This window comes from Lentzea sp. NPDC020367 (assembly GCF_044387305.1).
Classification (GTDB): Bacteria; Actinomycetota; Actinomycetes; order Mycobacteriales; family Pseudonocardiaceae; genus Lentzea.
In genome coordinates this window covers 84,009-109,157 of sequence record NZ_JBIRVV010000017.1, presented here as the reverse complement: position 1 = coordinate 109,157, position 25,149 = coordinate 84,009, and the positions used below count along the sequence as shown (strand labels likewise).

The 25,149-nt window shown below is 69.2% G+C and carries 30 protein-coding genes; 15 read left to right on the top strand and 15 right to left on the bottom strand.

Translation table 11 applies throughout. From position 1 onward, the window contains the following. Window positions 1-5 precede the first annotated feature (5 nt). Window positions 6-476, top strand: coding sequence for a GatB/YqeY domain-containing protein (locus tag ACH413_RS41470; RefSeq protein WP_360045909.1), 471 nt, complete (start codon window positions 6-8; stop codon window positions 474-476). Window positions 477-519: 43 nt separating this feature from the next. On the opposite strand, the gene ACH413_RS41465 is transcribed toward ACH413_RS41470, so the two are convergent. Further along, entirely contained in the window at window positions 520-1,236 is a 717-nt protein-coding gene (locus ACH413_RS41465) for a haloacid dehalogenase type II (protein ID WP_360045907.1), read from the bottom strand. A 52-nt stretch (window positions 1,237-1,288) separates the two neighbouring features. Here ACH413_RS41465 and ACH413_RS41460 point away from each other — a divergent pair, with 52 nt between their 5' ends. Next, on the top strand, window positions 1,289-1,933 hold the full coding sequence (locus ACH413_RS41460; protein ID WP_360045905.1) for a GntR family transcriptional regulator: 645 nt from the start codon (window positions 1,289-1,291) through the stop codon (window positions 1,931-1,933). 3 nt (window positions 1,934-1,936) lie between these two features. Here ACH413_RS41460 and ACH413_RS41455 read toward each other — a convergent pair whose 3' ends face one another. Next, window positions 1,937-4,369, bottom strand: coding sequence for a transglycosylase domain-containing protein (locus ACH413_RS41455; protein ID WP_360045903.1), 2,433 nt, complete (start codon window positions 4,367-4,369; stop codon window positions 1,937-1,939). 237 nt (window positions 4,370-4,606) lie between these two features. Here ACH413_RS41455 and ACH413_RS41450 point away from each other — a divergent pair, with 237 nt between their 5' ends. Then, window positions 4,607-4,897, top strand: coding sequence for a WhiB family transcriptional regulator (locus ACH413_RS41450; RefSeq protein WP_089908081.1), 291 nt, complete (start codon window positions 4,607-4,609; stop codon window positions 4,895-4,897). A gap of 4 nt (window positions 4,898-4,901) precedes the next feature. On the opposite strand, the gene ACH413_RS41445 is transcribed toward ACH413_RS41450, so the two are convergent. Genes ACH413_RS41445 through ACH413_RS41435 form a run of 3 tightly spaced genes read right to left on the bottom strand, consistent with a single transcriptional unit; the run spans window position 4,902 to window position 7,314 of the window. Then, window positions 4,902-6,029: an ArsA-related P-loop ATPase gene (locus tag ACH413_RS41445; RefSeq protein WP_360045901.1), complete on the bottom strand. Its 1,128-nt coding sequence runs from the start codon at window positions 6,027-6,029 to the stop codon at window positions 4,902-4,904. Beyond that, a complete protein-coding gene (locus ACH413_RS41440) occupies window positions 6,026-7,018 on the bottom strand; it encodes an ArsA-related P-loop ATPase (protein WP_360045899.1) in 993 nt (330 codons plus the stop codon). Before ACH413_RS41440 ends, ACH413_RS41445 begins: the two co-directional genes overlap by 4 nt. A 44-nt stretch (window positions 7,019-7,062) precedes the next feature. Continuing rightward, entirely contained in the window at window positions 7,063-7,314 is a 252-nt protein-coding gene (locus ACH413_RS41435) for a hypothetical protein (RefSeq protein ID WP_360045897.1), read from the bottom strand. Window positions 7,315-7,382: 68 nt separating this feature from the next. On the opposite strand from ACH413_RS41435, the gene ACH413_RS41430 reads away from it, so the two are divergent. The 4 genes from ACH413_RS41430 to ACH413_RS41415 are packed head-to-tail and all read left to right on the top strand — an operon-like array spanning window position 7,383 to window position 9,736. Further along, the gene (locus tag ACH413_RS41430) at window positions 7,383-7,538 is read left to right on the top strand and encodes a DUF4177 domain-containing protein (protein WP_089950120.1); all 156 of its coding nucleotides are present in this window, start codon (window positions 7,383-7,385) and stop codon (window positions 7,536-7,538) included. Then, complete coding sequence (locus ACH413_RS41425; RefSeq protein WP_360045895.1) at window positions 7,535-7,990, top strand: RidA family protein; 456 nt, start codon at window positions 7,535-7,537, stop codon at window positions 7,988-7,990. The genes ACH413_RS41430 and ACH413_RS41425 overlap by 4 nt, the downstream gene beginning before the upstream one ends. 1 nt (window position 7,991) lies before the next feature. Beyond that, complete coding sequence (locus ACH413_RS41420; RefSeq protein WP_360045893.1) at window positions 7,992-8,594, top strand: hypothetical protein; 603 nt, start codon at window positions 7,992-7,994, stop codon at window positions 8,592-8,594. Between the two features lie 11 nt (window positions 8,595-8,605). Then, window positions 8,606-9,736 (top strand): hypothetical protein, encoded by a 1,131-nt coding sequence (locus ACH413_RS41415; RefSeq protein ID WP_360045891.1) that lies wholly within the window; start codon window positions 8,606-8,608, stop codon window positions 9,734-9,736. On the opposite strand, the gene ACH413_RS41410 is transcribed toward ACH413_RS41415, so the two are convergent. Further along, the gene (locus tag ACH413_RS41410; protein ID WP_360045889.1) at window positions 9,730-10,539 is read right to left on the bottom strand and encodes an MBL fold metallo-hydrolase; all 810 of its coding nucleotides are present in this window, start codon (window positions 10,537-10,539) and stop codon (window positions 9,730-9,732) included. The genes ACH413_RS41415 and ACH413_RS41410 overlap by 7 nt on opposite strands. Then, window positions 10,536-11,327, bottom strand: a complete 792-nt coding sequence (locus ACH413_RS41405) for an NUDIX hydrolase (protein WP_396425791.1) — start codon at window positions 11,325-11,327, stop codon at window positions 10,536-10,538. Before ACH413_RS41405 ends, ACH413_RS41410 begins: the two co-directional genes overlap by 4 nt. Window positions 11,328-11,378: 51 nt before the next feature. Between ACH413_RS41405 and ACH413_RS41400 the strand changes: the two genes are divergently transcribed. Then, on the top strand, window positions 11,379-11,735 hold the full coding sequence (locus ACH413_RS41400; protein ID WP_360045885.1) for a hypothetical protein: 357 nt from the start codon (window positions 11,379-11,381) through the stop codon (window positions 11,733-11,735). Between the two features lie 14 nt (window positions 11,736-11,749). After that, on the top strand, window positions 11,750-12,640 hold the full coding sequence (locus ACH413_RS41395; protein ID WP_360045883.1) for a Gfo/Idh/MocA family oxidoreductase: 891 nt from the start codon (window positions 11,750-11,752) through the stop codon (window positions 12,638-12,640). A 4-nt stretch (window positions 12,641-12,644) separates the two neighbouring features. Here the strand turns inward: ACH413_RS41395 and ACH413_RS41390 are convergent, their stop codons facing one another. Further along, window positions 12,645-13,055 (bottom strand): HIT domain-containing protein, encoded by a 411-nt coding sequence (locus ACH413_RS41390; protein ID WP_360045881.1) that lies wholly within the window; start codon window positions 13,053-13,055, stop codon window positions 12,645-12,647. 68 nt (window positions 13,056-13,123) lie between these two features. On the opposite strand from ACH413_RS41390, the gene dnaN reads away from it, so the two are divergent. Next, window positions 13,124-14,215 (top strand): DNA polymerase III subunit beta, encoded by a 1,092-nt coding sequence (gene dnaN, locus ACH413_RS41385; RefSeq protein ID WP_360045879.1) that lies wholly within the window; start codon window positions 13,124-13,126, stop codon window positions 14,213-14,215. Between the two features lie 50 nt (window positions 14,216-14,265). Here dnaN and ACH413_RS41380 read toward each other — a convergent pair whose 3' ends face one another. The 3 genes from ACH413_RS41380 to ACH413_RS41370 all read right to left on the bottom strand — a co-directional run bounded on the left by ACH413_RS41380 (window position 14,266) and on the right by ACH413_RS41370 (window position 17,127). Then, complete coding sequence (locus ACH413_RS41380; protein ID WP_360045877.1) at window positions 14,266-15,513, bottom strand: MFS transporter; 1,248 nt, start codon at window positions 15,511-15,513, stop codon at window positions 14,266-14,268. Window positions 15,514-16,006: 493 nt separating this feature from the next. Further along, window positions 16,007-16,681, bottom strand: a complete 675-nt coding sequence (locus tag ACH413_RS41375; RefSeq protein ID WP_030477589.1) for a Crp/Fnr family transcriptional regulator — start codon at window positions 16,679-16,681, stop codon at window positions 16,007-16,009. A 206-nt stretch (window positions 16,682-16,887) separates the two neighbouring features. After that, window positions 16,888-17,127: a hypothetical protein gene (locus ACH413_RS41370; protein ID WP_093594399.1), complete on the bottom strand. Its 240-nt coding sequence runs from the start codon at window positions 17,125-17,127 to the stop codon at window positions 16,888-16,890. A gap of 136 nt (window positions 17,128-17,263) precedes the next feature. Here ACH413_RS41370 and nth point away from each other — a divergent pair, with 136 nt between their 5' ends. The 4 genes from nth to ACH413_RS41350 are packed head-to-tail and all read left to right on the top strand — an operon-like array spanning window position 17,264 to window position 20,393. Beyond that, window positions 17,264-17,971 carry an endonuclease III gene (gene nth, locus ACH413_RS41365; protein WP_319976126.1) on the top strand — a complete coding sequence of 236 codons (708 nt, stop codon included), beginning with the start codon at window positions 17,264-17,266 and terminating at the stop codon, window positions 17,969-17,971. Beyond that, window positions 17,968-18,534: a TlpA disulfide reductase family protein gene (locus tag ACH413_RS41360; RefSeq protein ID WP_360045874.1), complete on the top strand. Its 567-nt coding sequence runs from the start codon at window positions 17,968-17,970 to the stop codon at window positions 18,532-18,534. Before nth ends, ACH413_RS41360 begins: the two co-directional genes overlap by 4 nt. Further along, the gene (locus ACH413_RS41355; RefSeq protein ID WP_360045872.1) at window positions 18,531-19,190 is read left to right on the top strand and encodes a CoA pyrophosphatase; all 660 of its coding nucleotides are present in this window, start codon (window positions 18,531-18,533) and stop codon (window positions 19,188-19,190) included. The genes ACH413_RS41360 and ACH413_RS41355 overlap by 4 nt, the downstream gene beginning before the upstream one ends. 15 nt (window positions 19,191-19,205) lie before the next feature. Next, on the top strand, window positions 19,206-20,393 hold the full coding sequence (locus tag ACH413_RS41350; RefSeq protein WP_360045870.1) for a MarP family serine protease: 1,188 nt from the start codon (window positions 19,206-19,208) through the stop codon (window positions 20,391-20,393). Here ACH413_RS41350 and ACH413_RS41345 read toward each other — a convergent pair. Then, window positions 20,311-21,081: a TetR/AcrR family transcriptional regulator gene (locus ACH413_RS41345; protein ID WP_360045868.1), complete on the bottom strand. Its 771-nt coding sequence runs from the start codon at window positions 21,079-21,081 to the stop codon at window positions 20,311-20,313. The two genes, ACH413_RS41350 and ACH413_RS41345, sit on opposite strands and share 83 nt — an antisense overlap. A 69-nt stretch (window positions 21,082-21,150) precedes the next feature. Here ACH413_RS41345 and ACH413_RS41340 point away from each other — a divergent pair, with 69 nt between their 5' ends. Beyond that, a complete protein-coding gene (locus tag ACH413_RS41340; protein ID WP_360045866.1) occupies window positions 21,151-22,635 on the top strand; it encodes an FAD-dependent oxidoreductase in 1,485 nt (494 codons plus the stop codon). Here ACH413_RS41340 and ACH413_RS41335 read toward each other — a convergent pair. From ACH413_RS41335 to nhaA, 3 genes are read right to left on the bottom strand one after another with little or no spacing between them, the layout of a single operon-like run. Continuing rightward, window positions 22,607-23,524 (bottom strand): alpha/beta hydrolase, encoded by a 918-nt coding sequence (locus ACH413_RS41335; protein WP_360045978.1) that lies wholly within the window; start codon window positions 23,522-23,524, stop codon window positions 22,607-22,609. The two genes, ACH413_RS41340 and ACH413_RS41335, sit on opposite strands and share 29 nt — an antisense overlap. After that, complete coding sequence (locus ACH413_RS41330; protein WP_218164493.1) at window positions 23,521-23,961, bottom strand: phage holin family protein; 441 nt, start codon at window positions 23,959-23,961, stop codon at window positions 23,521-23,523. The genes ACH413_RS41335 and ACH413_RS41330 overlap by 4 nt, the downstream gene beginning before the upstream one ends. Further along, the gene (gene nhaA / locus ACH413_RS41325; protein WP_360045864.1) at window positions 23,958-25,115 is read right to left on the bottom strand and encodes a Na+/H+ antiporter NhaA; all 1,158 of its coding nucleotides are present in this window, start codon (window positions 25,113-25,115) and stop codon (window positions 23,958-23,960) included. The genes ACH413_RS41330 and nhaA overlap by 4 nt, the downstream gene beginning before the upstream one ends. Between the last annotated feature and the right edge of the window lie 34 nt (window positions 25,116-25,149).

Below are 25,149 nucleotides of genomic sequence, written 5' to 3'. Positions count from 1 at the left end.
GCGCCATGGCGGACTTGAAGACGCGGCTGAAGAACGACCTGACTGTCGCGATGAAGGCACGGGAGACCGTCACGGCCGGTGCGTTGCGAATGGCGCTCACGGCCGTCACGAACGAGGAGGTCTCGGGCAAGCAGGCCCGTGAGCTCTCCGACGACGAGGTCGTGAAGGTCCTCGCGCGTGAGGCGAAGAAGCGCAAGGAGGCCGCGGAGGCCTTCGACGGCGCCGGGCGGGCTGAGAAGGCGGACCTGGAGCGCCAGGAACTCGCCGTGCTGGAGATCTACCTCCCGAAGCAGCTCGACGACGCAGAGCTGAAGTCCATTGTGGACAAGGCGTACGACGCCGTCGCCGCCCAGCTCGGCGAGGCGCCGGGGCAGAAGCAGATGGGCCAGGTCATGAAGGCCGTCAACGCCGAGGTCGCCGGGCGCGCCGAGGGTGGCCGGGTGGCCGCCGCGGTGAAGGCCAGGCTCGCCGGTTAGAACTCAGTGCCGCAGCGGTGATCGACCGCTGCGGCACCCCAGCTCAGAACGCCTTGTCGACCGCGTCCGCGAACTCGCCCATCGACCCGAACTCCAGGTCGTAGCTGAAGTCGCCGGACGGCTCCGGCGTCGCGCCCCAGCCCGGCCGGTCGCTCCGCCGGTTGATCCACACGGACGGCAGCCCCTCCCGCTTGGCCGGGACGTGGTCGTGGAACAGGCTCTGCGCCACGTGCAGCAGCTCCGAACGCTCCACGCCCAGTGAGTCCAACTCGCGATCCAACGCCCGGAAGTGGTTCTCGGCGGGCTTGTACGCGCCGACGTCCTCCGCGGTGATGATCGCCGCGAAGTCCCCGCGCAGCTGCCGGTTGCTGCCCGCGAACCCGGCGCGGTGCACGTTCGACAGGATGATCAGCCGGTAGTGGGACGCCAGGCGCGCCAACGCGTCCGCGGAGTCGGGGAACGCCGGCCAGTCCGGCACCGAGTCGCCCAGCCGCCGCGCCCACTCGTCGCTCACCTCGCGCTCCAGCGAGGCGCCGGTCTGCCGGAAGGCCGTGGCCAGGACGTCCGGGTACAACGCGGACGGCGTCGCCGCCTGCACCGCCGACTCCTGCTTTCCGTACGCGAGCAGCAGCTCCTCGTCGGACAGCGAGAGCCCCTGTTCGCGCGCCCACGGTGACAGCACCGCGGCGATGCCGGTCTCCCAGTCGATGAGCGTGCCGTAGCAGTCGAAGCTGAGCGCCTTGAACGCTGTCAGGTCCATGACCCAAACTGTAGTACAGTTCAACTGTAGGGCAACCCGTTAAACTGGCCACATGTCAGCCCTCGACGGCCTCGAAGTGCGCCGCACCACCACGGCCCAGCAGCTGGCCGACGGCCTCTCCGAACGGATCATGGCCGGTGCTTTCGGCCCTGGTGACAGGCTCAGGGAGAGCGCGATCGCGGCCGAGCTCGGCGTCGCGCGCAACACCATCCGCGAGGCCGTCCGGATCCTGGAGCTGACCGGACTGGTCCGCTACGAGGTCAACCGCGGCGCCGTCGTCATCGCGCCCACACCGGAGAAGATCGAGGCGCTGTACACGGCCCGCGAACGCCTGGAGACCGCCGCGATCGCCCGCACCCCGCGCCCGGAACAGCTCGAAGCGATCACCACGGCGTTCGACGCCCTCGTGGAAGCCGCCCGGACCGGCGACGGGATCGTCGACCGCGACCTCGCGTTCCACCAGACGATCGTCGCGCTGCTCGACAGCACGAGGCTGGACGAGTTCTTCGCCTCGCTGACCAAGGAACTGCGCTTCTACCTCACGGTCCTGAGCAAGTCCGAGACGCCCGAGGAGGTCGTGGCCGAGCACGAGGCCATCGTCGACGCCATCCGCCTCGGCGACCGCGACAGGGCGGTCGCCGAGATCCGGGCGCACGTCGACGTGAGCGTCCAGCGCCTCAAAGCGATGCTCGGGTGAGCGCTACCGGGGTTCCGGTTCGGTCGGCAGCGTGATCGGTGGCGGCTCGTTCGGGTTGCCGGGGTTGGGCGGCGGCTGCGCCGGCGGTTCCGTGGCCACCGGCGGCGGCACGTACCCCGAGCTCACCGACAGCGTGATCACCGTGCCGCGCAACGCGTTGCCGCGCGGCGACTGGCTGACGACCGTGCCCTTCGGCTTCTCCGAGTTCACCGACTGCTGGCTGACCTTGTAACCGGCCTGCTCCAGGATCCGCACGGCGTCGTTGGACTGCTTGCCCACGACGTCGGGCACCTGGATCTCGCGGCCGCCCTTGAGGTAGCGCTGCTCCACCTGCGGCAACTGGGCCACCGGCAGGTTCGCGTGCATCTTCGACATCGTCTCGAACCACGTCTTGGCCGGGATGGTGCCGCCGAAGATGTTGCCGTTGCCGCACAACCGGGGTGCGGCGCCCACGCAGATCGGGCGGGGCGAGTTGCCGTCGTTGAACGTCTGCACGGCGCCCGCGAAGTCCGGGGTCGCGCCGATGAACGCCGCCGACTTGTACTCCTCGGTGGTGCCCGTCTTGGCGATCATCGGGCGGGTCCACTTGGCGGCACGGGCGGCGGCCGCGGCGGTACCTCCGCCGACGTCGTCCTTGCTCATGCCGACCGCCAGGCCGTTCGCGAGACCCTCGGCGACGACCTGCTCGCACGGCGCCTCGTTGACCGGGATCGGCTTGCCGTTGCGGTCCAGCACCTTCGTGATCGGCGTGGGCGGGCACCACTTGCCGCCGCTCACGATGGTCGCGGCGACGTTCGCGAGCTCCAGAGTGGACACCGGCGCCGGCGAGAGCGTGAACGACGCGTTGCCGCCGTTCTGCTTGTAGAACTCGGTCTGCGAGACGCGGTTCTGCTTGTCCTTGGCCTTCGGGTCGGGCCTCGTGCCCTGCAGGTTCGTCGCCATCGTCTCGCGCATGCCCAGCCGCGAGGCCATGTCCACGACCGCGTCCATGCCGGTCTGCTCCTCGAGGATCACGAAGCCGGTGTTCGGCGAGGTCGCGAGAGCCTGCTGCAGCGTCATGGACGACGGGTAGCTCGAGTCGAAGTTCGACAGGCAGTACCAGCGCGTGCCGGGCTCGCCGGTGCTCGGGCAGCGCTGGGCGCCACCCTTGAAGACCCGCGAGGTGTGCGAGGTCGGCGTCGGGATGACGTTCTCGATGCCGAGACCCTTCTCCAGCGCCGCCGCGGCCGTGAAGACCTTGTAGACGGAACCGGCGCCGAACTTGTTCTCCACGCCGCTGGGCAGGTCGTACGTCGTCTGCCGCAGGTCGGCCTTCAGGCCGTAGTCGCGGTTCGCGACCAGCGCCAGCACGTCGTGGCGTTCCTTGCCGGGCTTCACGATCGCCATCGTGTTCGCGATGCCGTCGGTGCCCTTGCCGACGCCGGCCTCGGCCGCCGCCTTCGCCTGCTGGGTGACCGCTCTGTCCAAAGTGGTCTGAATGGTGTAACCGCCGGTGCGCAGCTGTTCTTCGCTGAAACCCGCGCGCTGCAAGTAGTTCACGACGTACGAGCAGAAGAAGCCGTTTTCCGGACCGGCACCGACACAACCGTTCGGTGGTGTGCGAACCGGAGTCGCGAGACCCAGTCCTTCCTTCTTCGCCGCCTCACCCGCGTCACGCGACAGCTTGTCGTTCTCGACCATCCGGTCGATCACTTTGTTGCGCCGCTCCAAAGCTTTGTCCGGATACGCTTCGGGGTCGAGTGCTGACGGACTGTTCACCATTCCCGCGAGCATCGCGGCCTGAGGAACCGTCAACTTGTCCGGCGTCGTGTTGAAGTAAGCCTGCGCCGCCGCCGCGATGCCGTAAATGGTCGAACCAAATGGAACGACGTTGAGGTACCGGGCGAGGATCTCCTCCTTGCCGAGCTTTCGCTCCAGCTGCAACGAGATCCGGGCCTCGCGCATCTTGCGCGCGATGGTCTGCTCCTGGGCCTTGGCCTGCTCCAGCTTGTTGTTCCGCGCGACCACGTGGACCAGGTAGTTCTTGACGTACTGCTGGGTCAGCGTGGAGGCGCCCTGCGACACCGACCCGCTGACCTGGTTCGTCAGCCCGGCTCGGATCGTGCCCTTCCAGTCCACGCCCTGGTGCTCGTAGAACCGGCGGTCTTCGACCGAGATCAGCGCCGCCTTCATGGTCGGCGAGATCTTCTCGGGAGGTGTCAGGACTCTGTACTGGTCGAACAGGTAGGCGATCGGGGCGCCGTCCTTGTCCGTGACCGTGGTGATCAACGGGGGATCCGTCGTCACCAGGTCGGCCGAGATGCTGTCCACAGTGTCGCTGGCTCTGTTCGAGACGAGGCCTGTCGCACCCACGACTGGGAACAGCATGCCGGCGAGGAGAACCCCAGCCAGCAGGCACAGGCCGAGCATCTTGAGCACGCCATTCCTGACTCGCACGCGGGTCAGCGTACGCCGTACACGAACGGGTGAAGGTGATCAGTAAGTGCCGTTACTCAGCATGAGTAGACATACGCAAGACAGGTAACAGTCGGGTGACCCAGGCTTGGACAGGGAACCGAACAGCACTACAGTCCGTCAACGTCCAAGGAATGCAGCCGTGGCTCGAACGCTACGGCATCCGTGGCAGGGGTGTGGCGGATTTCCACATTTGGACAGCACTGAGGAGTGGGGGATATGAACCAGGGGGATTGGCGTATCAACGCTTCGTGCCGTGACGAAGAGCCGGACCAGCTCTTCGTTCGAGGTGCGGAGCAGCGCAAGGCGAAGCTCGTGTGCCTGGGATGCCCGGTGCGCATGGAATGCCTGGCCGAAGCGCTGGACAACAAGATCGAGTTCGGGGTCTGGGGAGGCATGACCGAGCGCGAACGCCGTGCTCTGCTGCGCCGCCGTCCGGACGTTGACTCGTGGTTCGAACTGCTCGACAACGCACGTCAAGAGCACGTCGAAGACACGAGGGTCAGCTAGGCGCTTATTCGCCGGCGAGTCGACGACCTATCTCCCGAAGGCCGTCGAGGTCGTGCACGTCAGCAGGCAATGCGGGCACGCCGACCAGCGCGACGCCGGGGTGTGCACGCGTGAACCGGGCCAGCAGCCGCTTCTCACGATCGGCCACTGCCACCCGGTCCGCGTGCAGCCGGAGCACTGCCGCGGCGAGCGGCGCGTCACCGGAGCGGTCCAGGTCATCCGCTGCGGCGACCGCCTTCGCCGCGGGCAGGTCCCCCGCGAGCACGGGATGGGTCCTGTTCGCGACGAGCCCGCACAACGGCATGTTCTCGGCGCTGAGCCGTTCCACGAAATAGCTCGCTTCGCGCAATGCGTCCGGTTCCGCCGCCGCCACCACCACGAAACCGGTTCCGGGCGAGCGGAGCAGTTCGTACGTGCGCTGCGCGCGTTCGCGGAATCCTCCGAACATGCTGTCGAACGCCTGAACAAAAGTTGACGCGTCCTGCAACAGTTGGCCGCCGACGATCGTCGACACGGCACGGGTGAAAAGGCTGAAACCGGTTCCGACGATCTTGAGCAGCCCCCGGCCGCTCGCTCGCGCCGGCGCCGACAGCATCCTGATGAACCTGCCGTCGAGCACCGTCGACAGGCGCTGCGGCGCGTCCAGGAAGTCGAGCGCCGACCGCGACGGCGGGGTGTCGACGATGATCAGGTCCCACTCGTCCTGCGCCACCAGCTGGCCCAGCTTCTCCATCGCCATGTACTCCTGCGTGCCGGAGAACGACGAGGAAATGGTCTGGTAGAAGGGGTTCGACAGGATCTGGTCGGCCCGGTCGCGGCCCGCGTGGGTCAGCACCATGTCGTCGAACGTGCGACGCATGTCGAGCATCATCGCGAACAGCTCGCCCTTGGGCTCGAAGCCGTCGACGACGACCTCGCGCGGGTGGTTGTCCAGTTCCCGCAGGCCCAGCGACTGCGCGAGCCGCCGCGCCGGGTCGATCGTCAGCACGACCACGCGCCTGCCGCGTTCGGCCGCGCGCAACGCCAGCGCCGCCGCGGTCGTCGTCTTGCCCACGCCGCCGGAGCCGCAGCAGACCAGGACGCGCGTCGCCAGGTCGTCGAGCAACGGGTCGAAGTCGAGCCTGGTGGTCATCGGACACCCGCCGCGACCAGCGCCTCGGCCAGTTCGTAGAGCGCGGCCACGTCCACCCCGTCCGTCAGGTCCGGCAGCTCCAGCGTCGGCAGGTCCGACTCGGAGAGCAGTTCCTTGGCTTCCTGCTGCGACTGCACCCGGATGGCATGCTCCACCGTCTCGTCGACCAAACCTTCGAGCGTGAACTCGTCGAGGTCGAGCCCGGCGGCGTTCAGCCCCGCCCGCACCCGTGACTCGTCCAGCCTGCCCTCGGCCGCGACCGGCAGCGAACGCGCGGGCAGCCGGACCGGCTGGACCCTGTTCACCAGCACCGCGCCCGGACGCAGGTCGGCGCCGTCCAGTTCGGTCACGGCGTCCAAGGTCTCGCGCACCGGCATCTCCTCCAGCAGCGCCACCAGGTGCACCGCCGTGTCACCGGAGTGCAGCAGCCGCACGACGCCGTCACTCTGCCCCTTGATCGGCCCGACCTTGGCGAGGTCGGCCATGGCCTTGGTGACGTCGAGGAACTTGACCACGCGCCCGGTGGGCGGCGCGTCCAGCACGACCGCGTCGTAGAGGTGGCGGCCGTCCGGCCCGGTGCGGTTCACGCACTCCTTGACCTTGCCGGTCAGCAGGACGTCGCGCAGGCCGGGCGCGAGGGTGGTCGCGAACTCGATCGCGCCCATCTTGCGCAGCGTGCGGCCCGCGAAGCCGAGGTTGTAGAACATCGCCAGGTACTCGAGGAGCGCGGCCTCCGCGTCGATCGCGAGCGCGTGCACCTCACCGCCGCCCGGCGCGGACGCGATCCGTTCCTCGGAGTAGGGCAGCGGGGCCCGGTCGAAGAGCTGGGCGATGCCCTGCCTGCCCTCGACCTCGATCAGCAGCACCCGGCGCCCACCGGTGGCGAGCGCGAGCGCCAGCGCGGCCGAGACCGTCGTCTTGCCCGTGCCGCCCTTGCCGGAGACCACGTGCAGACGGGCTCGGGTCAGCTCCTCGGTCCACGACGTCACATGTCCAGACTATGTGTGAAATCGGTCGAACGTGGATCGGTCGGTCAATCGACCATGGTGAGGAAGAGAACGGCGATCGCTGTCGCGGCCACCAACGCCCACGCGACGACCGAGGGAAGCCACAGCGCGATGCTCAGCGTGATCACGCCCACGACCACGAGGCCGATCAGTCCGGCCTGGACGACCTCCGTGCGCCGGCTGTGCTTGCGGTCACGCACCTGGGCCATGGCGACGAGCACCATCACCAGCCCACCTGCCGCGAACAGGCTGGTGGCGATGATCCGCCAGGTCTCCATGTGATCAAGGTAGCTCGAAGTGCGAGAACCGCGCAGAGGGCGATCGGGTGGCAAGTTAGGCTCCGCGCATGACGAAGTGGGAGTACGCGACCGTGCCGTTGTTGATCCACGCCACGAAGCAGATCCTCGACCAGTGGGGCGACGACGGCTGGGAGCTGGTCACCGTGCTGACGAACCCGACGGGTGAGCAGCACGTCGCGTACCTGAAGAGGGCGAAGGCATGAGCACCTGGAGCAACCGCCTGAAGGAGCTCGGCATCGAGCTCCCCGGTGTCGCCGCCCCGCTCGCCGCCTACGTGCCCGCCACGCAGAGCGGCCCGTGGGTGTTCACCTCCGGCCAGCTGCCGTTCGTCGAGGGCAAGCTCCCCGCCACCGGCAAGGTCGGCGCCGAGGTCTCCCCGGAGGAGGCCAAGCAGTACGCCGCGACGTGCATCCTCAACGCTCTCGCGGCCGTCCACGCGCTCGTGGGGATTGACTCGATCAAGCGAGTCGTGAAAGTTGTCGGGTTCGTGGCCTCCGCCGAGGGCTTCACGGGACAGCCTGGTGTCATCAACGGCGCCTCCGAGCTGCTCGGCGAGATCTTCGGTGAAGAGGGCAAGCACGCCCGGTCGGCTGTGGGGGTCGCAGAGCTGCCGATCGGCGCTCCAGTGGAGATCGAACTGATCGTCGAGGTGTGACATGTCGGACACGTGCCACGAACTGCTGCTCAGGCTCGCCGGACGCCTTCCGGACGACCTGCTGTGGCGGTACCGGGACTGGGCGGCTTCGGACGCGTATGCGGTGCTCGCGCGGTCGCTGCCGCGCACTCTGCTGCACGGACGCATCCCTCTGACTGATCACGAACTGCGCCTTTTGCAGGACGCGCTGGTGCCCTACGGGGCGGAACCCGGTGCTGTCAGTTCGGTCAAAGGGCTGGACGAACTGCCACCCACCGACTACACCTTTTCCCCGGAATCACCCGATCGGGTGCCGATGGGAGATTCCGCGACCGTCGTTCTCGGAGCCACGCTGCGAGGCCGGCACGGGGTCGGGGAGGTTCGCTCCTGCTGGCGCATCGGTCCCTCCGGGATCAACCGCGTCCTGCTGGTGGCGGCCACCACCGGCCACGCCCGGCTGACTGGTGAGTTGCAGCGTGTTCTGCGGGCGTTGGGCGAGCACGACCCGTGCGTTGAGATCGTGCCGTCCGGCATGGACCTTCCGCCCTACCACCGGGCGGCGTTGGCGGCATCGGAGCTGGTGTGTGCCGGCGCCGAGTCCGAGGAGCACCTGGTGCTCAGCTAAGGAGAGTTGACGTGACGAACGACGGTGTCGGCCTGCCGGTCCGTCTCCACGATCTCCTGCTGTCGATGGCCGGGCGGGTCGACGACGCCGCCCTGTCGCAGGCCCGCGAGTTCCTCGCGGTCGGAGAACTGGATCGCTCGATCGAGCTGCTCCTGGGCACGCTCCTCGCGGGCGGCATCCCGGTGCTGCCGGACGAGCGCGCGGCCATCACGTGGATCCTCCACGAGGTCCGCTCGGACGCGGCGCTGACCGACCGCCTGCCGGTGGTCGAGATGCTGCCGTTCATCAGGCACCGCTTCACCTCCGAGACGGACCCGGCCTCGGACATCGCGGGCGATCTCGCCCGTGCGGTGTCGGTGCTGCCGGACATCCGCTCGGTGCGCTGTGTCTGGCGTTCGTCGCCCACGGGCTCGACGCCGGGCCCGTTGCCGCAGCGGGTCGTGCTGGTGGACATCGGTCCGCAGGGCTTCGCGCCCGCGACCGCCTACCGGGTCGACTCGGTGCTGCGCAAGGCCGGCGTCCGCGCGTCGGTCGAGGTGCTGACCACCGGTGTGCAGCTCAGCGACTACCACGCGTCCGCCGTGACGTCGTCGATGGCGGTGCCGATCTCCGGCGCCGCCGCCCCGATGATGGCCGACCACATCTCGCAGCAGCAGCAAGCCTGGTTCGACCAGCCGGCAGAGGAGCTTCCCGCTCCGGCGCCGGTGGCCGAGCCGACACCGGCGCCGGAGCAACTGGAAGAGACCGGCTCACGACGCGCACGTTCCGCACCGACGACGCTGGAGGGCTCTCAGCCCTTCCCGCCCAAGCCCGTGAAGCGCATCCCGAGGGCCCCCGTGGAGCCCGAGATCGAGGTGCTTCCCGAACCCGTCCCGATCAACCGGGCCGAGATCACGACCGAGCTCAAGCCCGACGAATTGGCGGCTCTGCAGGCCGCTCTCGCCGAGCCCGCCGAGCCGTCCTCCGTGGACGCGAACCTCAGCGAGCGCGAGCGGGCCCTGTTGCAGCAGCTGCACGAGGAGCTGGCGCAGCGGGAGCAGACCGGGGCGAAGGGACCTGACAGCGGTCGCTGGCAGATCGACAGGTCCTCGTCGCGTTCGTCGGCGTTCGGGGCCACGAACAACGGCCACCAGCCTCAGTAACCCGTTCGCAGGTACTCCAGCTGGGCCCGCACCGACCACTCGGCCGCGGGCCACAGCACTTTGTCCACGTCCGCGTAGACGACCTCGACGACCTGTCGCGGGGTCGGTGCGCCGCCCAGCGCTTCGACGGCTTTGCGGACCTGTTCCAGGCGTTGCGTGCGGTGGGCGAGGTACATCCGCGCGGCTTCTCCGGCGTCCGCGAGCTCCGGGCCGTGGCCGGGCAGCACCGCCGTGTTCTCCGGCAGTTCGGCGAGCAGCTTGAGCGACTCGAAGTAGTCGCCCAGCCTGCCGTCCGGGTGGGCCACGATCGTCGTGCCGCGGCCCAGGACCGTGTCGCCGGTCAGCACGGCCTCGCCGTCGATCACGAAGCACAGCGAGTCGCTGGTGTGGCCGGGTGTGCCCAGGACGCGGAGTTCCAGGCCGGCGCTGGTGATCACGTCGCCGTTGCGGAGGCCTTCCGATCCGTGGGTGAGCGTCGGGTCTAGCGCGCGCACCGGAGCCTTGACGAGTTCCGCGAACTGGCGGGCACCCTCGGAGTGGTCCGGGTGGCCGTGGGTCAGCAGGATCTCGGCGATCGGGCCGACCGCGGCGATGCGCTTGAGGTGCGCCTCGTCGAGCGGGCCCGGGTCGACGACGACGTACGACGTCGCGTCCGGTGCCTTGAGCAGCCACGTGTTGGTGCCGTCGAGGGTCATCGGCGACGGGTTGTCGGCCAGCAGCACGGCGGCATGTTCGGTGACCTGGCGGAGTTCGCCGTACAGCGGGTGCGCGGCGCGGGCGCCGATCAGCGGGGCGCCGCTCACTGGAACACCACCCGGATCACGTCGCCGTCGCGGATCAGCTTGGGAATGATCTTCTCGACGCTGCGTTCCTCTGCCATGACCTTCTCCACGCTGCCGAGAGCGCCCACCTCGTCGAGGGTGCGCCAGGTCGGCGGCATGAGCATGCGACGACCCTCCTGTGCGTCCTCGATGGCGTCCGCGGGGGTCTGCCAGGCCGCGTCGGAGGCTTCCGTCGTCTCGCCGTCGGCCTTCTGGCCCTGGGGCAGGGCGGCGACGAAGAAACGGGTGTCGTAGCGGCGGGGCTCCTCGTACGGGGTGACCCAGTTCGCCCACGGCCTGAGCAGATCCGCGCGCAGGACCAGGTTCTCGGCGGCGAGGAACTGGGCCAGGGAGATCTCGCGGTCGACGAGCTGCTGCCGTGCCTTCGCGTACGTTTTCGTGTCCGCGACGACGGAGTTGGCGTCGGGGCCCGCGAGCAGAACGCCGGACTCCTCGAACATCTCGCGCACGGCGGCGCACACGAACGCACGGGCCGTGGCCGCGTCAACGCCGAAGATCTCGCCCCACCACTGCGGCGGCGGACCCGTCCACGCGACGGACGTGTCGGCGTCGCGCTGGTCGACGCCACCGCCGGGGAAGACGGTCATGCCGCCCGCGAACGCCATGCCCTTCACGCGGCGCAACAGGAAGGCTTCGAGGCCTTCGGCGCCGTCGCGGAGCAGGACCACGGTGACGGCGTCCCGCGCCTGCGCGGGCTGATCGGGTTGGGAGACCGGCCGTGCGGGTACCAGGTTTCCCGGCAAGGTCATGTCGTCGGGCATCCTCCGAGCGTACGACCGCGCTAACCCGAGGATGGTGTGATGGCGACGAAGGTCTCCGGTTGTCTGGTGCAGACCCTGCTTTTCCTGCTCGGCGCCGTGCTGGGCACAGGGCTGACAGCGGTGGCGGGCGTGGTGATGTTCGTGCCGGACCGCACGACCGTGATCAGCGTGGATCCGACCTCCAGCTCGCCGGGCGTGTACGTGAAGAAGGTCGAACAGCTCGTGGGCGGCACCCACTACGAGATCTGGCTGGGTCCGACGCCGGACCGCGGCCACGTGGTGACCGTGCCCGCCGGCTGGGACCACGACCCGCAGCGGGAGTCGAGCGACGCCGGCCTGCGCCTGAAGTTCGACAACGGGGGCGAGATCTTCGTCCCCAAGGCGAGTTACTCCTGAGGCAGGATGTGCGAGTGGACGAACAGCTGCGCGTAGGACTTGTCGGTGCGGGCCCGTGGGCCGAGATGATCCACGCACCCGGCATCGCGAACCATCCGGGCACTTCCCTGACCGGCGTGTGGGCCCGGCGCCCGGAAGCGGCCGCGTCGCTGGCCGCCTCCTTCGGCGCGGAACCGTTCGAGGACTACACCGCGATGCTGTCCACTGTGGACGCCGTCGCGTTCTGCGTGCCGCCGGGCGTGCAGGGCCCGATGGCGATCGAGGCCGCCCGCGCCGGCAAGCACCTCGTGCTGGAGAAGCCGATCGCGGAATCCGTGGAGGTGGCTTCGGAACTGGCCGACGCCGTCACCGAGGCAGGCGTGGCGTCCCTGGTCGTCCTGACCCGCCGCTACGCCCCGGAGACGAAGGAGATGCTGGCCCAGCTCCACCGGACCGGCGGCTGGACCGGAGCCGACAGCCGCTGGATCTCCGGCGCGCTGCTGGACGGCCCGTTCTCGAACTCCCCGTGGCGCCACGACAAAGGCGCTCTGGACGACGTGGGCCCGCACGCGTTCGACCTGCTCGACGCGGCCCTGGGCGAGATCACCGACGTGCTGGCGGCGAACGTCAACGACACCGGCCTGTGGCAACTGATCCTGCAACACGCGGGCGGCGCCACCAGCACCGTCTCCCTGTGCCTGTCCCTGCCGATGCAGCCACCGTTCGCGGACTTCACCGTCTTCGGCACCGAGGGCCACCGCACCCTGACGAACCGCGACACCCCCGCGCTGGAGTGCTTCACGAACCTGCTCGACGACTTCGTGGCGATGGCGGACAGCGGCACCACGACGCACGAGTGCGACGTGCGGCGCGGCCTGCACCTGCAGCGGATCATCGACCTGGCGCGCCGCAAGGCAGGCGCCTGACGTCTCACGGGAAGTGGCGGCGGAGCCTCACGCACAGCTCCGCCGCATCACCCCGAGGCGCCCCGGCCCACTCCACCTCGGTCCACGCCAGCTCCTCAGGCGTTCCCCGATGCCGCACGAACACGTGCTGGTGGAAGTGCGGCACAGACCGCCCGGCCACAGCCGAGAACACGAACTCCGGATCCAGCTCGGCCCGCAACCCCACCGCGACGAGCCGAACCGCCCGTGCGACGGCCTCCGCTTCAGCCACGGTGAGCAAGTCCAGGGCGGCCACGTGCCGGCGCGTCTCCACGAACAGATACCCCAGCACCCCGCCGGGCTGATGCGACACGACGACCAGGTCGTCGGCGAACACGACCGGCCCGGCCAGCGGCCCGGAACCGAGGTGCTTCGCGCAGATCAGGCACTCGTCCACAACCCAGCTCCGTCCAGCCGCGACCTGGGCGCCCAAAATTGTCAGGGGTGCCCGCTAGCGTCCAGAGCATGGACCTCACCGCCACGACAGCCGAGCTCGCCGGTGCCGCCGCCGAGGTGGCGCGGCTGCTGCCGACCCGCGTGCTCGACCCGGTGCTGGCCGGGCTTCGCCTGAAGGCCGGCACCGACGTGGAGGTCGCGGGCAGCGACCAGGAACACGGTGTGCGCCTGAGCGTCTACGCGACGGTGCACACCGAGGGCGAGGTGCTCGTGCCGGCGAAGCCGCTGGCCGCGACCCTTCAGGCGCTCGACGAGCCGCAGGTGCGGCTCAAGGTCGAGGGGCAGCGGCTGGCCATCCGCACGCCCACGTCGAGGTTCGCGATTCCGCTGCTCGACCTCGCCCACCACCCCGGTGTCCCGGCGCTGCCGCCGTTGCAGGGCCACGTGGACGCCGCCACGCTCAGGACCATCGCGGCGGTCGCGGGGGCGGCGTCGAAAGACGACGCGTTGCCGATCTTCACCGGCATCCGGATCCAGTCGGACGCCCACAAGCTGCATTTCATGGCTACCGATCGCTACCGCATGGCCTACGCCACACTCCCGTGGGAACAACGAGGTCAACTCGACCTGTTGGTACCTGCGAAGGCCATCGTCGAAGCGGCCCGGCAAGCGACGGGCGAAGTCGCCCTGCACGCGAACGAGGACCGCATCGGCCTCGCCTGGGGCAACAACTCGATCTCCACCGCGCTCCTGGCCGCTCCGTTCCCGGACGACCGCGCGCGCCGACTTCTGGAGGCAGTCATCGACAGCACGGTGCTCGTGGACGCGGACGCGTTGGCTCGCGCCGTCCGCAGAGCCACGCCCTACGGCGGTCCGCACCAGGCCGTGACCATCCAGGTCGAGGACTCCGAGATCCGGGTCAAGGGCAGCGACCCGCAGCACGGCGAGTCGGAGGAGTTCGTCAAGGCCACGGTCGAGGGCGACCGGCTGACCAAGACGTTCCAGGCCCGCTACCTCGCGGACGCGCTGAAGGCGTTCGCGGGCCGCCGGATCGAGTTGAAGATCCAGGACGGTCTGCGTTCTACGGTGCTGACGTCGACGCCCGGCGAGGACGGCGTCGAACTCACCTACCTCGTGGTGCCGATGCGCTCGGTGGCATAACGCGAAAGGTCTCGGAAGCGAAAGCCTCCGAGCCCTTCACCGAGCGAGTCTCAACGAGCCGCGAGTTCCATCTCAGAACGAGCGGGCACTTCGGCTGGCACGCCGCGCTGCACGGTGCCGCGCAGCAGCCAGACCGCCAGCGCGATCAGCAGTCCGGCGACGCCCGACGCGATGAACGCCGGCCGCGTGCCGAAGTGCTCGATCAGCTGACCGGACAGGCCCTGGCCGATGGCGAGGCCGACGGTCACCGAGGTGATCACCCAGCCGAACGCCTCCGCGGCCATGCCGTTCGGCGTGACCTGCTCGATCGCCGCGGAGTGCGCGGTCGACTGCGGCGTGATCAGCGTGCCAACCAGGAACAGCGCGACGCCCAGGCCGATCAACGTGGCCGGGATGGCCAGCAGGAACGCCAGCAGCGCGAAGCCGCCCAGCAGCACCGGCAGGCGCAGGTGCATCGGGCGCGGCCACGGCCGCATGCCGTACAGCACGCCGAAGATCACCGAGCTGATCGACCACAGCGACAGCATCAGGCCGCCCATCGAGGCGTGGCCTGCGGCCTTCGCGAACGCCGGCACGGCCACCTCGACGAAGCCGATGGTCACACCGAAGCCGAGCGCGGCCAGCGCCACCGTGCGCATGCCGGGGTAGGCGAACGCGCCGAGCAACGGGCGCGGAGCCTGCACGACCGGACCCCAGGCGCGCACGACCGGGTTGAACGCGAACCACAGCGCGCCCACGACCATCAGCACGGAACCGACGAGGACACCGGTGCCCGCCCACGGCGCGGCCAGCAGCAGACCGGCGAGACCCGGTCCGAGGATGAAGAAGACCTCCATGCTGATCGCCTCGTAGGCGTAGCCCGCCATCCGAGTCGGGCCGGACGGGACCATCCGCTCCCACAGCGCACGCGACGCCGAGCCCACCATCGGCTCGGTGGCGCCGACGCCGAGGGCCAGCGGGACCAGCACGAACACCGACGCGCCCGCCTCGACGGCGAGCACGGACACGGTGACGAAGAAGGCGAAGAGTCCGGTCACCGCGAGCAGCGGGCGAGTGGGACCGAAGCGGTCCATCAGCCGGCCCTGCACGACGGAACCGAGAGCCACACCCGTCAGCGCCGCCGCCGAGACCATGCCGGCGACCGCGAACGATCCCGTCGCGCGCTCCACGTAGAGCAGCAGCGAGAGCCCGACCATCGCGATGGGCAGGCGGGCGAGCAGAGACGCGACCACAGGGCCGCGCATGCCGGGGGTCGTCAGGGCAGCGCGGTAGTCGGAGAGGCGGGCGGAGTGGGACATGTGTACCAGTATGCCAAAGTTGGTACGGATGTACCAGATCGGGTGCCCAGGGTCACGATGGTTGCGATTGGGTCACGGGAATGGGATGACCGGGTGAAACATGCAACGAATCGGCCACACACGAGGTCCTTGAGGGTGAAAGGGCTTGAGCAGTCGGGGTGGCGACATGCGAAAGTTGACTCGCCAACCGAGACCAACCTCTGGCTTGAGGGTCGGGGCCTGCGCGCCAGAGGGATGGAAGGCACGGTTCGTCGGGGGATGGGCCGTGCAACACAAAGGACCGGTGCGCCACGTCGGGGGTGGCGCCCGGTCCTTTTTGTCTGGTCGCTGCTCCGCAGACTCCGGGCTCGTTCGCCGAGGAGCTGGTCATCCGCGCGAACTCGCGAAGCTCTTGGCGCGCCGGTCGGAACCTCGTCGCGTGCTTGTGCCCGAACGCGCACGGAGCCCCGTTGACTGCCCGGGGCTCCGTTGCGTTTCGTGCTTTGCGTTCTGACTAGCGGGCGCGGCGCGCGAGGCGCTCCGGGTCCAGGATCAGCACGCTCTTGCCCTCCAGGCGCAGCCAGCCGCGGTGCGCGAAGTCGGCCAGAGCCTTGTTCACGGTCTCGCGGGACGCGCCGACGAACTGCGCGATCTCCTCCTGCGTCAGGTCGTGCGTGACGCGGAGCAGGCCGGCCTCCTGCGAGCCGAAGCGCTGTGCGAGCTGCAACAACGCCTTGGCGACGCGGCCGGGCACGTCCGTGAAGATCAGGTCGGCCAGCATGGAGTTCGTCCGGCGCAGCCTGCGGGCCAGGGCCCTCAGCAACTGCTCGGCGATCTCCGGCCGGTTGGTGATCCACTGTCGGAGCGCGGGGCGGTCCATGGACACCGCGCGCACCTCGGTCACCGTCGTCGCAGTCGACGTGCGGGGGCCAGGATCGAAAATGGACAGTTCGCCGAACATGTCGGAGGGCCCGAAGATCCCCAACAGATTCTCGCGGCCGTCCGGCGACTTGCGGCCGATCTTCACCTTGCCGGACTGGATGATGTACAGGCGATCGCCCGGCTCACCCTCCGCGAAGATCACGTGGCCACGCGGGAACTCCACCGTCTCAAGGGTCGTCGCCAGCGCCTCTGCGGCCGCCGGGTCCACCCCCTGGAAGATGCCCGCTCGCGCCAGGGTCTCGTCCACCTCGTCCCTCCTAATCGACGCGACGGCACGCCTACCACCATCTTTGGTGGAGTCAGCGCCGTGCCGCCGATCACTGCGTTGCAGTCTAAGGGCTACGTAGTGGATCGCCGCTCGGCTCGCCGTCTTACTAGGAACAACAAGACTGAAGCGATCCAGAGCCCAACGAGCCAGTTTACGCCATTCGGGTGGACGTCAGCACGGGGCCATCAGCGAACGCGCTTGCGCGTGCCACCGCGGCCACGGCGACGGAGGCGGAACATGTCAAGGGCGCGACCGATGCCGTGTCCGTAGAGCGCCTTGACCTCTTCGGGCCTGGCGGACTCCAGGAACTCCTCGACCTCGTTCTCCTGCACGGCGACGTGCCGGAGCTTCGCTTCGACGCGCTCCATGAAGAGCGCGAAGAACATGATCACGATCGGAACGACGATCACAAACCAGGCAGTCATGATGCTCCGAAGTCTGGCGCATGAGGGATTCGAGTGCGGATCTAGGGGGTGGGTCCGGCGTGTTGACTACTCTGGATCAGTGCCCGCAACCAAGAAACCGGAAACCAAACTCGGCCTGACCCGCAGGGCCCGCCGGATGGTGCGCGTGCTGGCCGAGGGCTACCCCGACGCGCACTGCGAGCTGGACTTCACCACGCCGCTCGAACTCGTCGTGGCGGTCATTCTGTCCGCGCAGTGCACCGACAAGAAGGTCAACGAGGTCACTCCCGCGCTCTTCATGAAGTACCCGACGGCCGCCGACTACGCCGGCGCCGACCGGACGGAACTCGAAGAGATGCTCCGCCCCACCGGTTTCTTCCGGAACAAGGCAACGTCTCTTATGGGTCTCGGTGCTGCTCTTGTGGAGCATCACGACGGGGTGGTGCCGGGCAACATGGAGGAGCTGGTCAAGCTCCCTGGTGTAGGACGCAAGACGGCCAACGTGGTTCTCGGCAACGCGTTCGATGTGCCCGGGCTCACAGTCGACACCCACTTCGGCCGCCTCGTGCGCCGCTGGGGCTGGACCGATCTCGAGGACGCCGTCAAGGTCGAGCACGCCATCGGCGAGCTGATCGAGAAGCGCGACTGGACCATGGCCTCGCACTGGATCGTCTTCCACGGCCGCCGCGTCTGCCACGCCAAAACCCCTGCGTGCGGGGCCTGTCTGCTGATGAAGGACTGCCCGTCGTACGGCCTCGGACCGGAAGACCCGGACAAAGCGGCCAAGCTCGTGAAGGGCGACGAGAAGCCGCACCTGATCGAGCTCGCCGAGCGAGTACGGGCCGGTGAGAAGCTAGGGGGGTGAACAACCGCACGCGCTGGCTCGCCGTCGTGCTCGTCCTCGGCGTGGCGGGTGTCGTGGCGCTGTGGCCCCGTGACGACTCGCCGGGGCCACCACCGCCCACGTCCGCCCGCCCGACGCAGGACGTGGCCGCATTGCGCGCGCAGGCCCAGCTCCGGCCGTGCGTGCCGGGGGCGGAGGGCGGTGTGGGCGTGACGTGCCTCGGCGACGGCACCCGGACGGACCTCGCGCTGAAAGGCCCGCTCCTGATCAACTTCTGGGCGACCTGGTGCCAGCCGTGCCAGGAGGAGCTGCCCGTGCTGGACACCTATGCGAAGCAACCAGGTGCCGTGCCGGTCGTCCCAGTTCTCGTGGAGAGCAGGGACGCGGACGGCCTGGAGCTGCTCGCCCGCCTCGGCGTGCGGTTGCCGTCCGTTCACGACGAGGCCGATGAACTGCGCAAGCGAGTCAAGGCGCCGATAACGCTTCCCGCTACGTATTACGTATCAGCGGACGGACAGGTCCGGCAGATCACCGATCCGCCGTACTTCACAGCACCGGAACAGGTGGAGAAGGCGGTTCGATGACGGAGGCGACGGAGCCACCCGAGTGGATGCAGCGCCTGGTCAAGGCAACTGGGGAGATCGACGCACGAACGTTCATGCGCGACCCCCGCCCGCCTGCGCGCGCCTATCGCAAGGCGTCAGTGCTCATGCTCTTCGGGGAATCCGACGAACACGGGCCCGACCTCCTGCTGCTGCGCCGTTCGGACACGCTCGGCTCGCATCCGGGCCAGGTCGCGTTCCCCGGCGGCGCGTCCGACGACACCGACGACGGGCCGGTGGGCACGGCATTACGCGAGGCTTACGAGGAGACCGGTGTACTTGAGTCAGGAGTGAGACCACTTGCTTTGCTGCCGGAGCTGTACGTGCCGGTGTCCGGGTTCGTGGTCACGCCTGTGCTCGCCTACTGGGAACAGCCGAGCCCCGTCGCACCAGTCGATCCGGCGGAGACCGCCGCGGTCGCTCGGGTGCCGGTCGCGCACCTCGCCGATCCTGCCAACAGGTTCCGGGTGCGCCACCCCGCGGGTTACGTCTCAGCGGCCTTCTCCGCGCCGGGCATGCTGGTGTGGGGATTCACCGCGGGGTTGGTCAACGGCCTGATCGCACTCGGCGGCTGGGAACAGCCGTGGGATGCGACCGATGTGCGTGATCTTGAACTAGCGTTGCGCGCTACACAGTGAGGCGGAGGTTTCGGGTTGAACTGGGTTGACCTGCTCGTGCTGGGCCTTGCCGCGATCGCCGCGGTGTCCGGGGCCAGGCAAGGCATGGTCGTCGCGCTGCCTGCGTTCGTCGGCGTGCTCGTCGGCCTGATCCTCGGCACACAGATCGCTCCGCTGCTGGTGTCCCAGTTCGAGAACGTCGTCACCAAGGTCGTGTTCGCGGTCGGCGTCGTGGTGCTGCTCGTGGCGCTCGGCGAGACGATCGGCGTCTACATCGGCCGGACGATCAAGGCCAGGGTCAACGCGTCGCCGTTGAAGGGCGCGGACAACGCCCTGGGCGCGATCGTGCAGGGCCTGGTCGTCTTCATCGTCGCCTGGATGATCGCGCTCCCGCTGACCTCGGTCGTCGGTCTGCCGGACCTCACCTCGTCGCTCAAGCAGTCGGTGATCCTCGGCAAGGTCGACCAGACCATGCCGCAGGCCGCCCGCGTGTTGTCCGGCGACCTGCAGAAGCTCTTCGACGTCTCGGGCTTCCCGCAGGCGATGGACCCGTTCAACCGCACGCCGCTCAAGGAGGTCGAGCCGCCGAACAGCCAGCTCGCGGACTCCCCGGTCGCGAAACGGCTCCAGGCGAGCGTGCTCAAGGTCCGCGGTCGTGCGCCGTCGTGCTCACGTGCGCTGGAAGGCACCGGATTCGTCATCGCGCCCGAGCGGGTCATGACGAACGCGCACGTCGTCGCGGGCACGAACGAGGTGACGGTCGAGGTCGGCCGCGGCCAGTTCGACGCGACGGTCGTCTCCTACGACCCGCGCACGGACATCGCCGTGCTCGCGGTGCCGGACCTGGAGGCCACGCCGCTGCAGTTCCGCAGCGACGAGGTGCAGCCGGGCGAGGACGGCATCGTGCTCGGCTACCCGCTCGACGGCCCGTACAAGTCCTCGCCGGCACGGGTGCGCGAGCGGATTCCGCTGCTGCGCGGCCCGGACATCTACGACGCCCAGACGGTCACGCGCGACGTCTACACGGTGCGCGCCGAGGTCCGGTCAGGAAACTCGGGCGGCCCGCTGGTCGACCCGAACGGCCGGGTGATGGGCGTGGTGTTCGGTGCCGCGGTCGACGATCCGGAGACGGGCTTCGTGCTCACGGCCCAGCAGGTGCAGTCGATGGTGCAGAAGGCGCCGACGCTGACGAAGCGGGCGTCCACGCAGGGTTGTGCCTCGTAGCGATGCCGTCGAGCACGTAGCTCAGGCCGGTGTCGAACCACGCCGCGGCGTTCGTGTGCTCGGCCTCGTACATGACCCTGGCGAGCCTCGGGAACCTCCCGGTGGCCAGCATCCGCTGCATGTAGGGGCCGGAGGCGGCCTGCCACTGCTCCTCGGTCATGCCGCTGGCCTGCTCGTCCCGGGTCTCGGCGATCTCGTTGCGGACCGCGCCGTGGACGAACGCCATCACCGTGCCGACCGCGCCGAGCACGTCGTCGATGGTGGGGAACTCGGGCCTGTCGTCGAGGGTGGCCAGCGTTGCCTCGATGTGCGCGAGTGAGTTCGGGCCCCGGTGCGGGCGGCCGCCGAGCAGGTCGATGAGCCACGGGTGCCGCTTCGCCGCCGCGCGGATGCCGTGGGCGATCCGTGTCAGCGCCTCGCGCCACTCGGTGCCCGGTTCCGGTAGCGCGATTTCGCCGTAGACCTCGTCGACCATGAGGTCGAGCAGTTCGTCCTTGGTCTCGATGTAGCCGTACAGGCGCATGGGGCCGGCGTTCAGCGCGGCGGCGACCTTGCGCAACGACACCTCGTCGAGCCCGCCCCCGTCGGCGAGCCTGATCGCGGCCTCCACGATCAAATCCCTGCTCAACGGGGTCGGCGACGGCTTGCTGGGCGGCTCTGGGCGGTCCCACACGAGTTCGTTCGACATCGGACTGGACAATACACCGTCTGGCTGCGATACAGTGTATCGAGTGATACGGCGTATCGGGAGGATGCGATGAAGACTTCGGTGTTGGTGGTGGGTGGGGGACTGGCGGGGACGTCGGCCGCGCTGTTCCTGGCGTGGCGCGGGGTGGACGTGGTGCTGGTCGAGAAGCATCCGGGCAGCTCACTGCACCCGCGGGCGGTCGGCTTCAACGCTCGGGTGGGCGAGTTGCTGCGCGCGGTCGGCCTGGAGGGCGAGCTGCCGGTGAGCAGGATGACCAAGGGGTTCGGCGTCCGGCGGGTGCGGGCGGAGAGCCTGGTCGGGAAGAAGTACGACGAGACCTTCTGGACGCCGCCGGCGCAGCTCTCCGACATCGAGTACTCGCCGTCCAAGGGCGTCGGGGTGGCCCAGGACAAGATGGAGCCGCTGCTGCGGGACAAGGCCCGTGAGCTGGGCGCGGACATCCGGATGAGCACCCGGATGCTGGAGTTCTCGCAGGACGGCGAGGGTGTCACGGCGATCGTGCAGGGCGACGGCGAGCCGTACGAGATCCGTGCCGACTACCTGGTCGCGGCGGACGGCCACCGCAGCCCGATCCGCGAACAGCTCGGCATCACGCGCACCGGCCGCGGCTTCATGCACACGTCCCGCAGCGTGCTGTTCCGCGCGCCGCTGCAGGAGTACCTGAAGGACGGCATCGGCCAGTTCGTCATCGACGACGTCGGCTTCCTGACCACCTACGGCGACGGCCGCTGGGTGCTGATGCTCGACGACCGCGAGTACGCCGAGCCCGAACTGCGGCAGAAGATCGTCCAGGCCATCGGCCGCGACGACTTGGAGATCGAGATCATCACGACGGGCCGCTGGACGATCAGCGCCGGAGTGGCCGACCAGTTCTCGCAGGGCCGGATCTTCCTGGCCGGCGACGCCGCGCACACGTTGCCGCCGAGCCGCGGCGGGTTCGGGGCGAACGTCGGCATCGAGGACGCGCACAACCTCGCCTGGAAGCTCGCGGCGGTGATCAACGGCGAGTCACGACCGTCCCTGCTGGACACCTACGACGCGGAACGGCGCCCGGTCGCGACCCTCTGCCACCAGCAGATCTTCGCGCGCAACGACGGCCACAACCGCGACGGTCAGCCGGAGGACGCGCCGCTGATCGACAACAACGCGATGCACTACGGCGTCCTCTACCGCTCGGACGCGGTGCTCGGCGCGGGTCCGGAACTCCCGCAGGCCCAGCTCCCCGAGCAGTGGAACGGCCAGCCGGGCACGCGCGCCCCGCACGTGTGGATCGAGCCGGGCAAGTCCACTTTGGACCTGTTCCAGCGCGGCTGGGTGCTCGTCGCCGACCACCCGCAGTGGGAGGAGGCGACGGCGGACCTGAACGTCCGATACGAACGGGTCGAGCGGCTGGACGTCTTCGGGCTGTCCGCGAAGGGCGCGTCGCTGGTCCGGCCGGACGGCTACGTCGCCTGGCGCTCGACGGACCTGCCGGACGACCCGACCGGTGCCCTGAAGAGCGCGTTCAGCTCGTCTTCTGCAGGAACTCGGTGATCAACCTGCTCGTGGTGTGGGACGCCTCCTGGTTCGGGAAGTGCCCCACCTCGGGCAGGCTCCGGAACTCCGACCCCGCGCCGAGCCACGGCCGCGAGTCGAGCGCCGAGGCCTCCGGTGCGATCGGGTCCAGCGCGCCGTGGATCTGCAGCACCGGTACCTGGATCGGCTTGTCGACGGCCTCGGCGAACCGGCGGCCGTCGCTGCGCAGCTGCGAGCGCACCGCCCAGCGGTAGTACTCCAGCGCGCTGTGGGCGACGCCCGGGATCGTCATCGCCTGCCGGCAGCGGCGGATGACCTCGTCGAACTCGGGCGCCGTCCGCCACTTCGGCCCGGTCCACGCCGAGAGCAGCTTGGCGATCTGCAGGCCGTTCTCGCCGGTCAGCCAGCGTTCCGGGTAGATCGGCAGCTGGAAGCGCAGCACGTGGGAGTTCGTCCGGGGATGCCGGCGGAACGCCCGGCGCGTCACCAGTGGGTGCGGTGCGGACAGCACGGAGATCGACGAGACCACGCGCGGATGCATCGCGCCGACGGTCCACGCCGTGGCGCCGCCCCACGCGTGACCCACCAGGTGTGCGCGCTGGGCACCGAGTGCCTTGACCAGGCCCGCGATGTCACCCGCGAGTGTGAATCCGTCGTAGCCGCGCGGGGGTTTGTCCGAGTCGCCGTAGCCGCGCAGGTCGACCGCCACCGCGCGGTAACCGGCCTCGGCCAGTGCGGTCAGCTGGTGCCGCCACGACCACCAGAACTCGGGGAACCCGTGCAGGAGCAGCACGAGAGGTCCCTCGCCGAGTTCGGCGACGTGCAGGCGGATGCCGTTGGCCGAGACGTCGCGGTGCGTCCACGGACCCGCGACCCGCACGACGGACGGGTCGGGTTTGCGGCTCAGTTGTCGTCGCCCCTGCGCGTCAGGGCCGCGACCGTGTCCTTCGCGGCCGCGATCGACTTCTCCGGCGCCCTGATCTTCTTGACCTTGCGGTAGCCGAGGAAGGCGAAGGCGACGGCGCTGAGCAGCATCACGCCGAACACGAGCCCGAAGCCCGCCCAGTAGCCCCAGCCGAACCACTCGGCGAAGCCGAACCCGAGGGCCATGAACAGGAAGAACAGGCTGAAGCACAGGATCGTCAGCGCGACGATGAAGAAGACGCTGCCCTTCACGCCCTTCTTGATCTCGGCCGTGATCTCGCCCTTCGCGAGCTCGACCTCTGCTCTGACCAAGGTCGACACGTGGGCGGTCGCATCACGGACGAGACCGCCGAGCGACGCCTCGGCCGTCGGGTCGTCTGCGGTCAGCGGAATCGACGCGATGTGTTCCCTGGTGGTCACTCGGACATGGTGCCATGCGCCCGGCTCCGGCGAATGAGCAACACCGCGGCGAGCAGCGACGCGATCATCGAGGCGAGCAGCACAGCCGCCTTCGCGGTCTCCGCCTGGTCGAGTGAGAGCTCCGCGATCAGCAGGCTGACGGTGAACCCGACCCCGCCCAGCACGGCCACCGCCACGATGTCCCGCGGCCCCGCACCGGACGGCCACACCGCCGCCTTGAACCACACCGCGAGCGCCGACGCCCCGACGATCCCGATCACCTTGCCGACGACCAGCCCGACCATCACCCCGATCGCGATCTTGTCCGAGAAGAGCTTCCCGAACGCCTCGGCGCCCACCGGCACACCCGCCGCGAACAGCGCGAACACCGGCACCGCCACCCCGGCGGAGAACGGCTGCAGCCGGTGCTCCAGCCGGACCGCGGGCGCCTCCTGCTCGTACGGGTCGCGCCTCACCCGCGTCAGCAACGCCAGCGCGACGCCCGCGATCGTGGCGTGGATGCCCGACTCGTGCATGAACCACCAGGTGGCGAGCGCGAGCGGCACGTAGATCCAGGCGCTGGTGATCCTCTTGTACTGGAGGAACCAGTACAGCGCCAGCAACAGCACGACCGCTCCGGCCGCGAGCAGGTTGAACTGCGCGGTGAACAGGACGGCGATCACGATGATCGCGCCCAGGTCGTCCACCACGGCCAGCGACAGCAGGAACACCCGCAGGCTCGACGGCAGCCCGGACGCCGTCAGCGCCAGCACTCCCAGCGCGAACGCGATGTCCGTCGCGACAGGAATCGCCCAGGCCTTCTCGATCCCCGGCTCCCCCCAGCCGATCGACAACGCGACCAGCGCGGGCACGATCATCCCGCCGACCGCCGCGATGATCGGCAGGGCGGCGGCCTTCACATTGGACAGTTCGCCGACGACGAGCTCGCGCTTGAGCTCCAGCCCGGCGACGAAGAAGAAGATGGCCAGCAGGCCGTCCTTGGCCCACTCGTCGACCGACAACGGTCCAAGATGGAGGTCCCGCAACGCGAAATAGCTCGGCGCGAGCGGGGAGTTGGCCCACAGCAACGCGATGGCCGTGGCTCCGAGCAGCACGGTCCCGCCCACGGTCTCCGTGCGCAGGTAACGAGCGAAATCAGCGATCTTGCGAGACACAGGGCTCCCAGGGCGGTCGACAGGTACACGAATA

Bases quoted from the DNA above. Each gene is read 5' to 3' on its own strand.
- nth (WP_319976126.1), top strand. From the start codon at position 17,264: ATGGTGCGCGTGCTGGCCGAGGGCTACCCCGACGCGCACTGCGAGCTG.
- ACH413_RS41430 (WP_089950120.1), top strand. From the start codon at position 7,383: ATGACGAAGTGGGAGTACGCGACCGTGCCGTTGTTGATCCACGCCACG.
- dnaN (WP_360045879.1), top strand. From the start codon at position 13,124: ATGGACCTCACCGCCACGACAGCCGAGCTCGCCGGTGCCGCCGCCGAG.
- ACH413_RS41380 (WP_360045877.1), bottom strand. From the start codon at position 15,513: ATGTCCCACTCCGCCCGCCTCTCCGACTACCGCGCTGCCCTGACGACC.
- ACH413_RS41445 (WP_360045901.1), bottom strand. From the start codon at position 6,029: ATGACCACCAGGCTCGACTTCGACCCGTTGCTCGACGACCTGGCGACG.
- ACH413_RS41435 (WP_360045897.1), bottom strand. From the start codon at position 7,314: ATGGAGACCTGGCGGATCATCGCCACCAGCCTGTTCGCGGCAGGTGGG.
- ACH413_RS41425 (WP_360045895.1), top strand. From the start codon at position 7,535: ATGAGCACCTGGAGCAACCGCCTGAAGGAGCTCGGCATCGAGCTCCCC.
- ACH413_RS41450 (WP_089908081.1), top strand. From the start codon at position 4,607: ATGAACCAGGGGGATTGGCGTATCAACGCTTCGTGCCGTGACGAAGAG.
- ACH413_RS41340 (WP_360045866.1), top strand. From the start codon at position 21,151: ATGAAGACTTCGGTGTTGGTGGTGGGTGGGGGACTGGCGGGGACGTCG.
- ACH413_RS41370 (WP_093594399.1), bottom strand. From the start codon at position 17,127: ATGACTGCCTGGTTTGTGATCGTCGTTCCGATCGTGATCATGTTCTTC.
- ACH413_RS41405 (WP_396425791.1), bottom strand. From the start codon at position 11,327: ATGACCTTGCCGGGAAACCTGGTACCCGCACGGCCGGTCTCCCAACCC.
- ACH413_RS41355 (WP_360045872.1), top strand. From the start codon at position 18,531: ATGACGGAGGCGACGGAGCCACCCGAGTGGATGCAGCGCCTGGTCAAG.
- ACH413_RS41420 (WP_360045893.1), top strand. From the start codon at position 7,992: ATGTCGGACACGTGCCACGAACTGCTGCTCAGGCTCGCCGGACGCCTT.
- ACH413_RS41470 (WP_360045909.1), top strand. From the start codon at position 6: ATGGCGGACTTGAAGACGCGGCTGAAGAACGACCTGACTGTCGCGATG.
- ACH413_RS41400 (WP_360045885.1), top strand. From the start codon at position 11,379: ATGGCGACGAAGGTCTCCGGTTGTCTGGTGCAGACCCTGCTTTTCCTG.
- ACH413_RS41465 (WP_360045907.1), bottom strand. From the start codon at position 1,236: ATGGACCTGACAGCGTTCAAGGCGCTCAGCTTCGACTGCTACGGCACG.
- ACH413_RS41345 (WP_360045868.1), bottom strand. From the start codon at position 21,081: ATGTCGAACGAACTCGTGTGGGACCGCCCAGAGCCGCCCAGCAAGCCG.
- ACH413_RS41460 (WP_360045905.1), top strand. From the start codon at position 1,289: ATGTCAGCCCTCGACGGCCTCGAAGTGCGCCGCACCACCACGGCCCAG.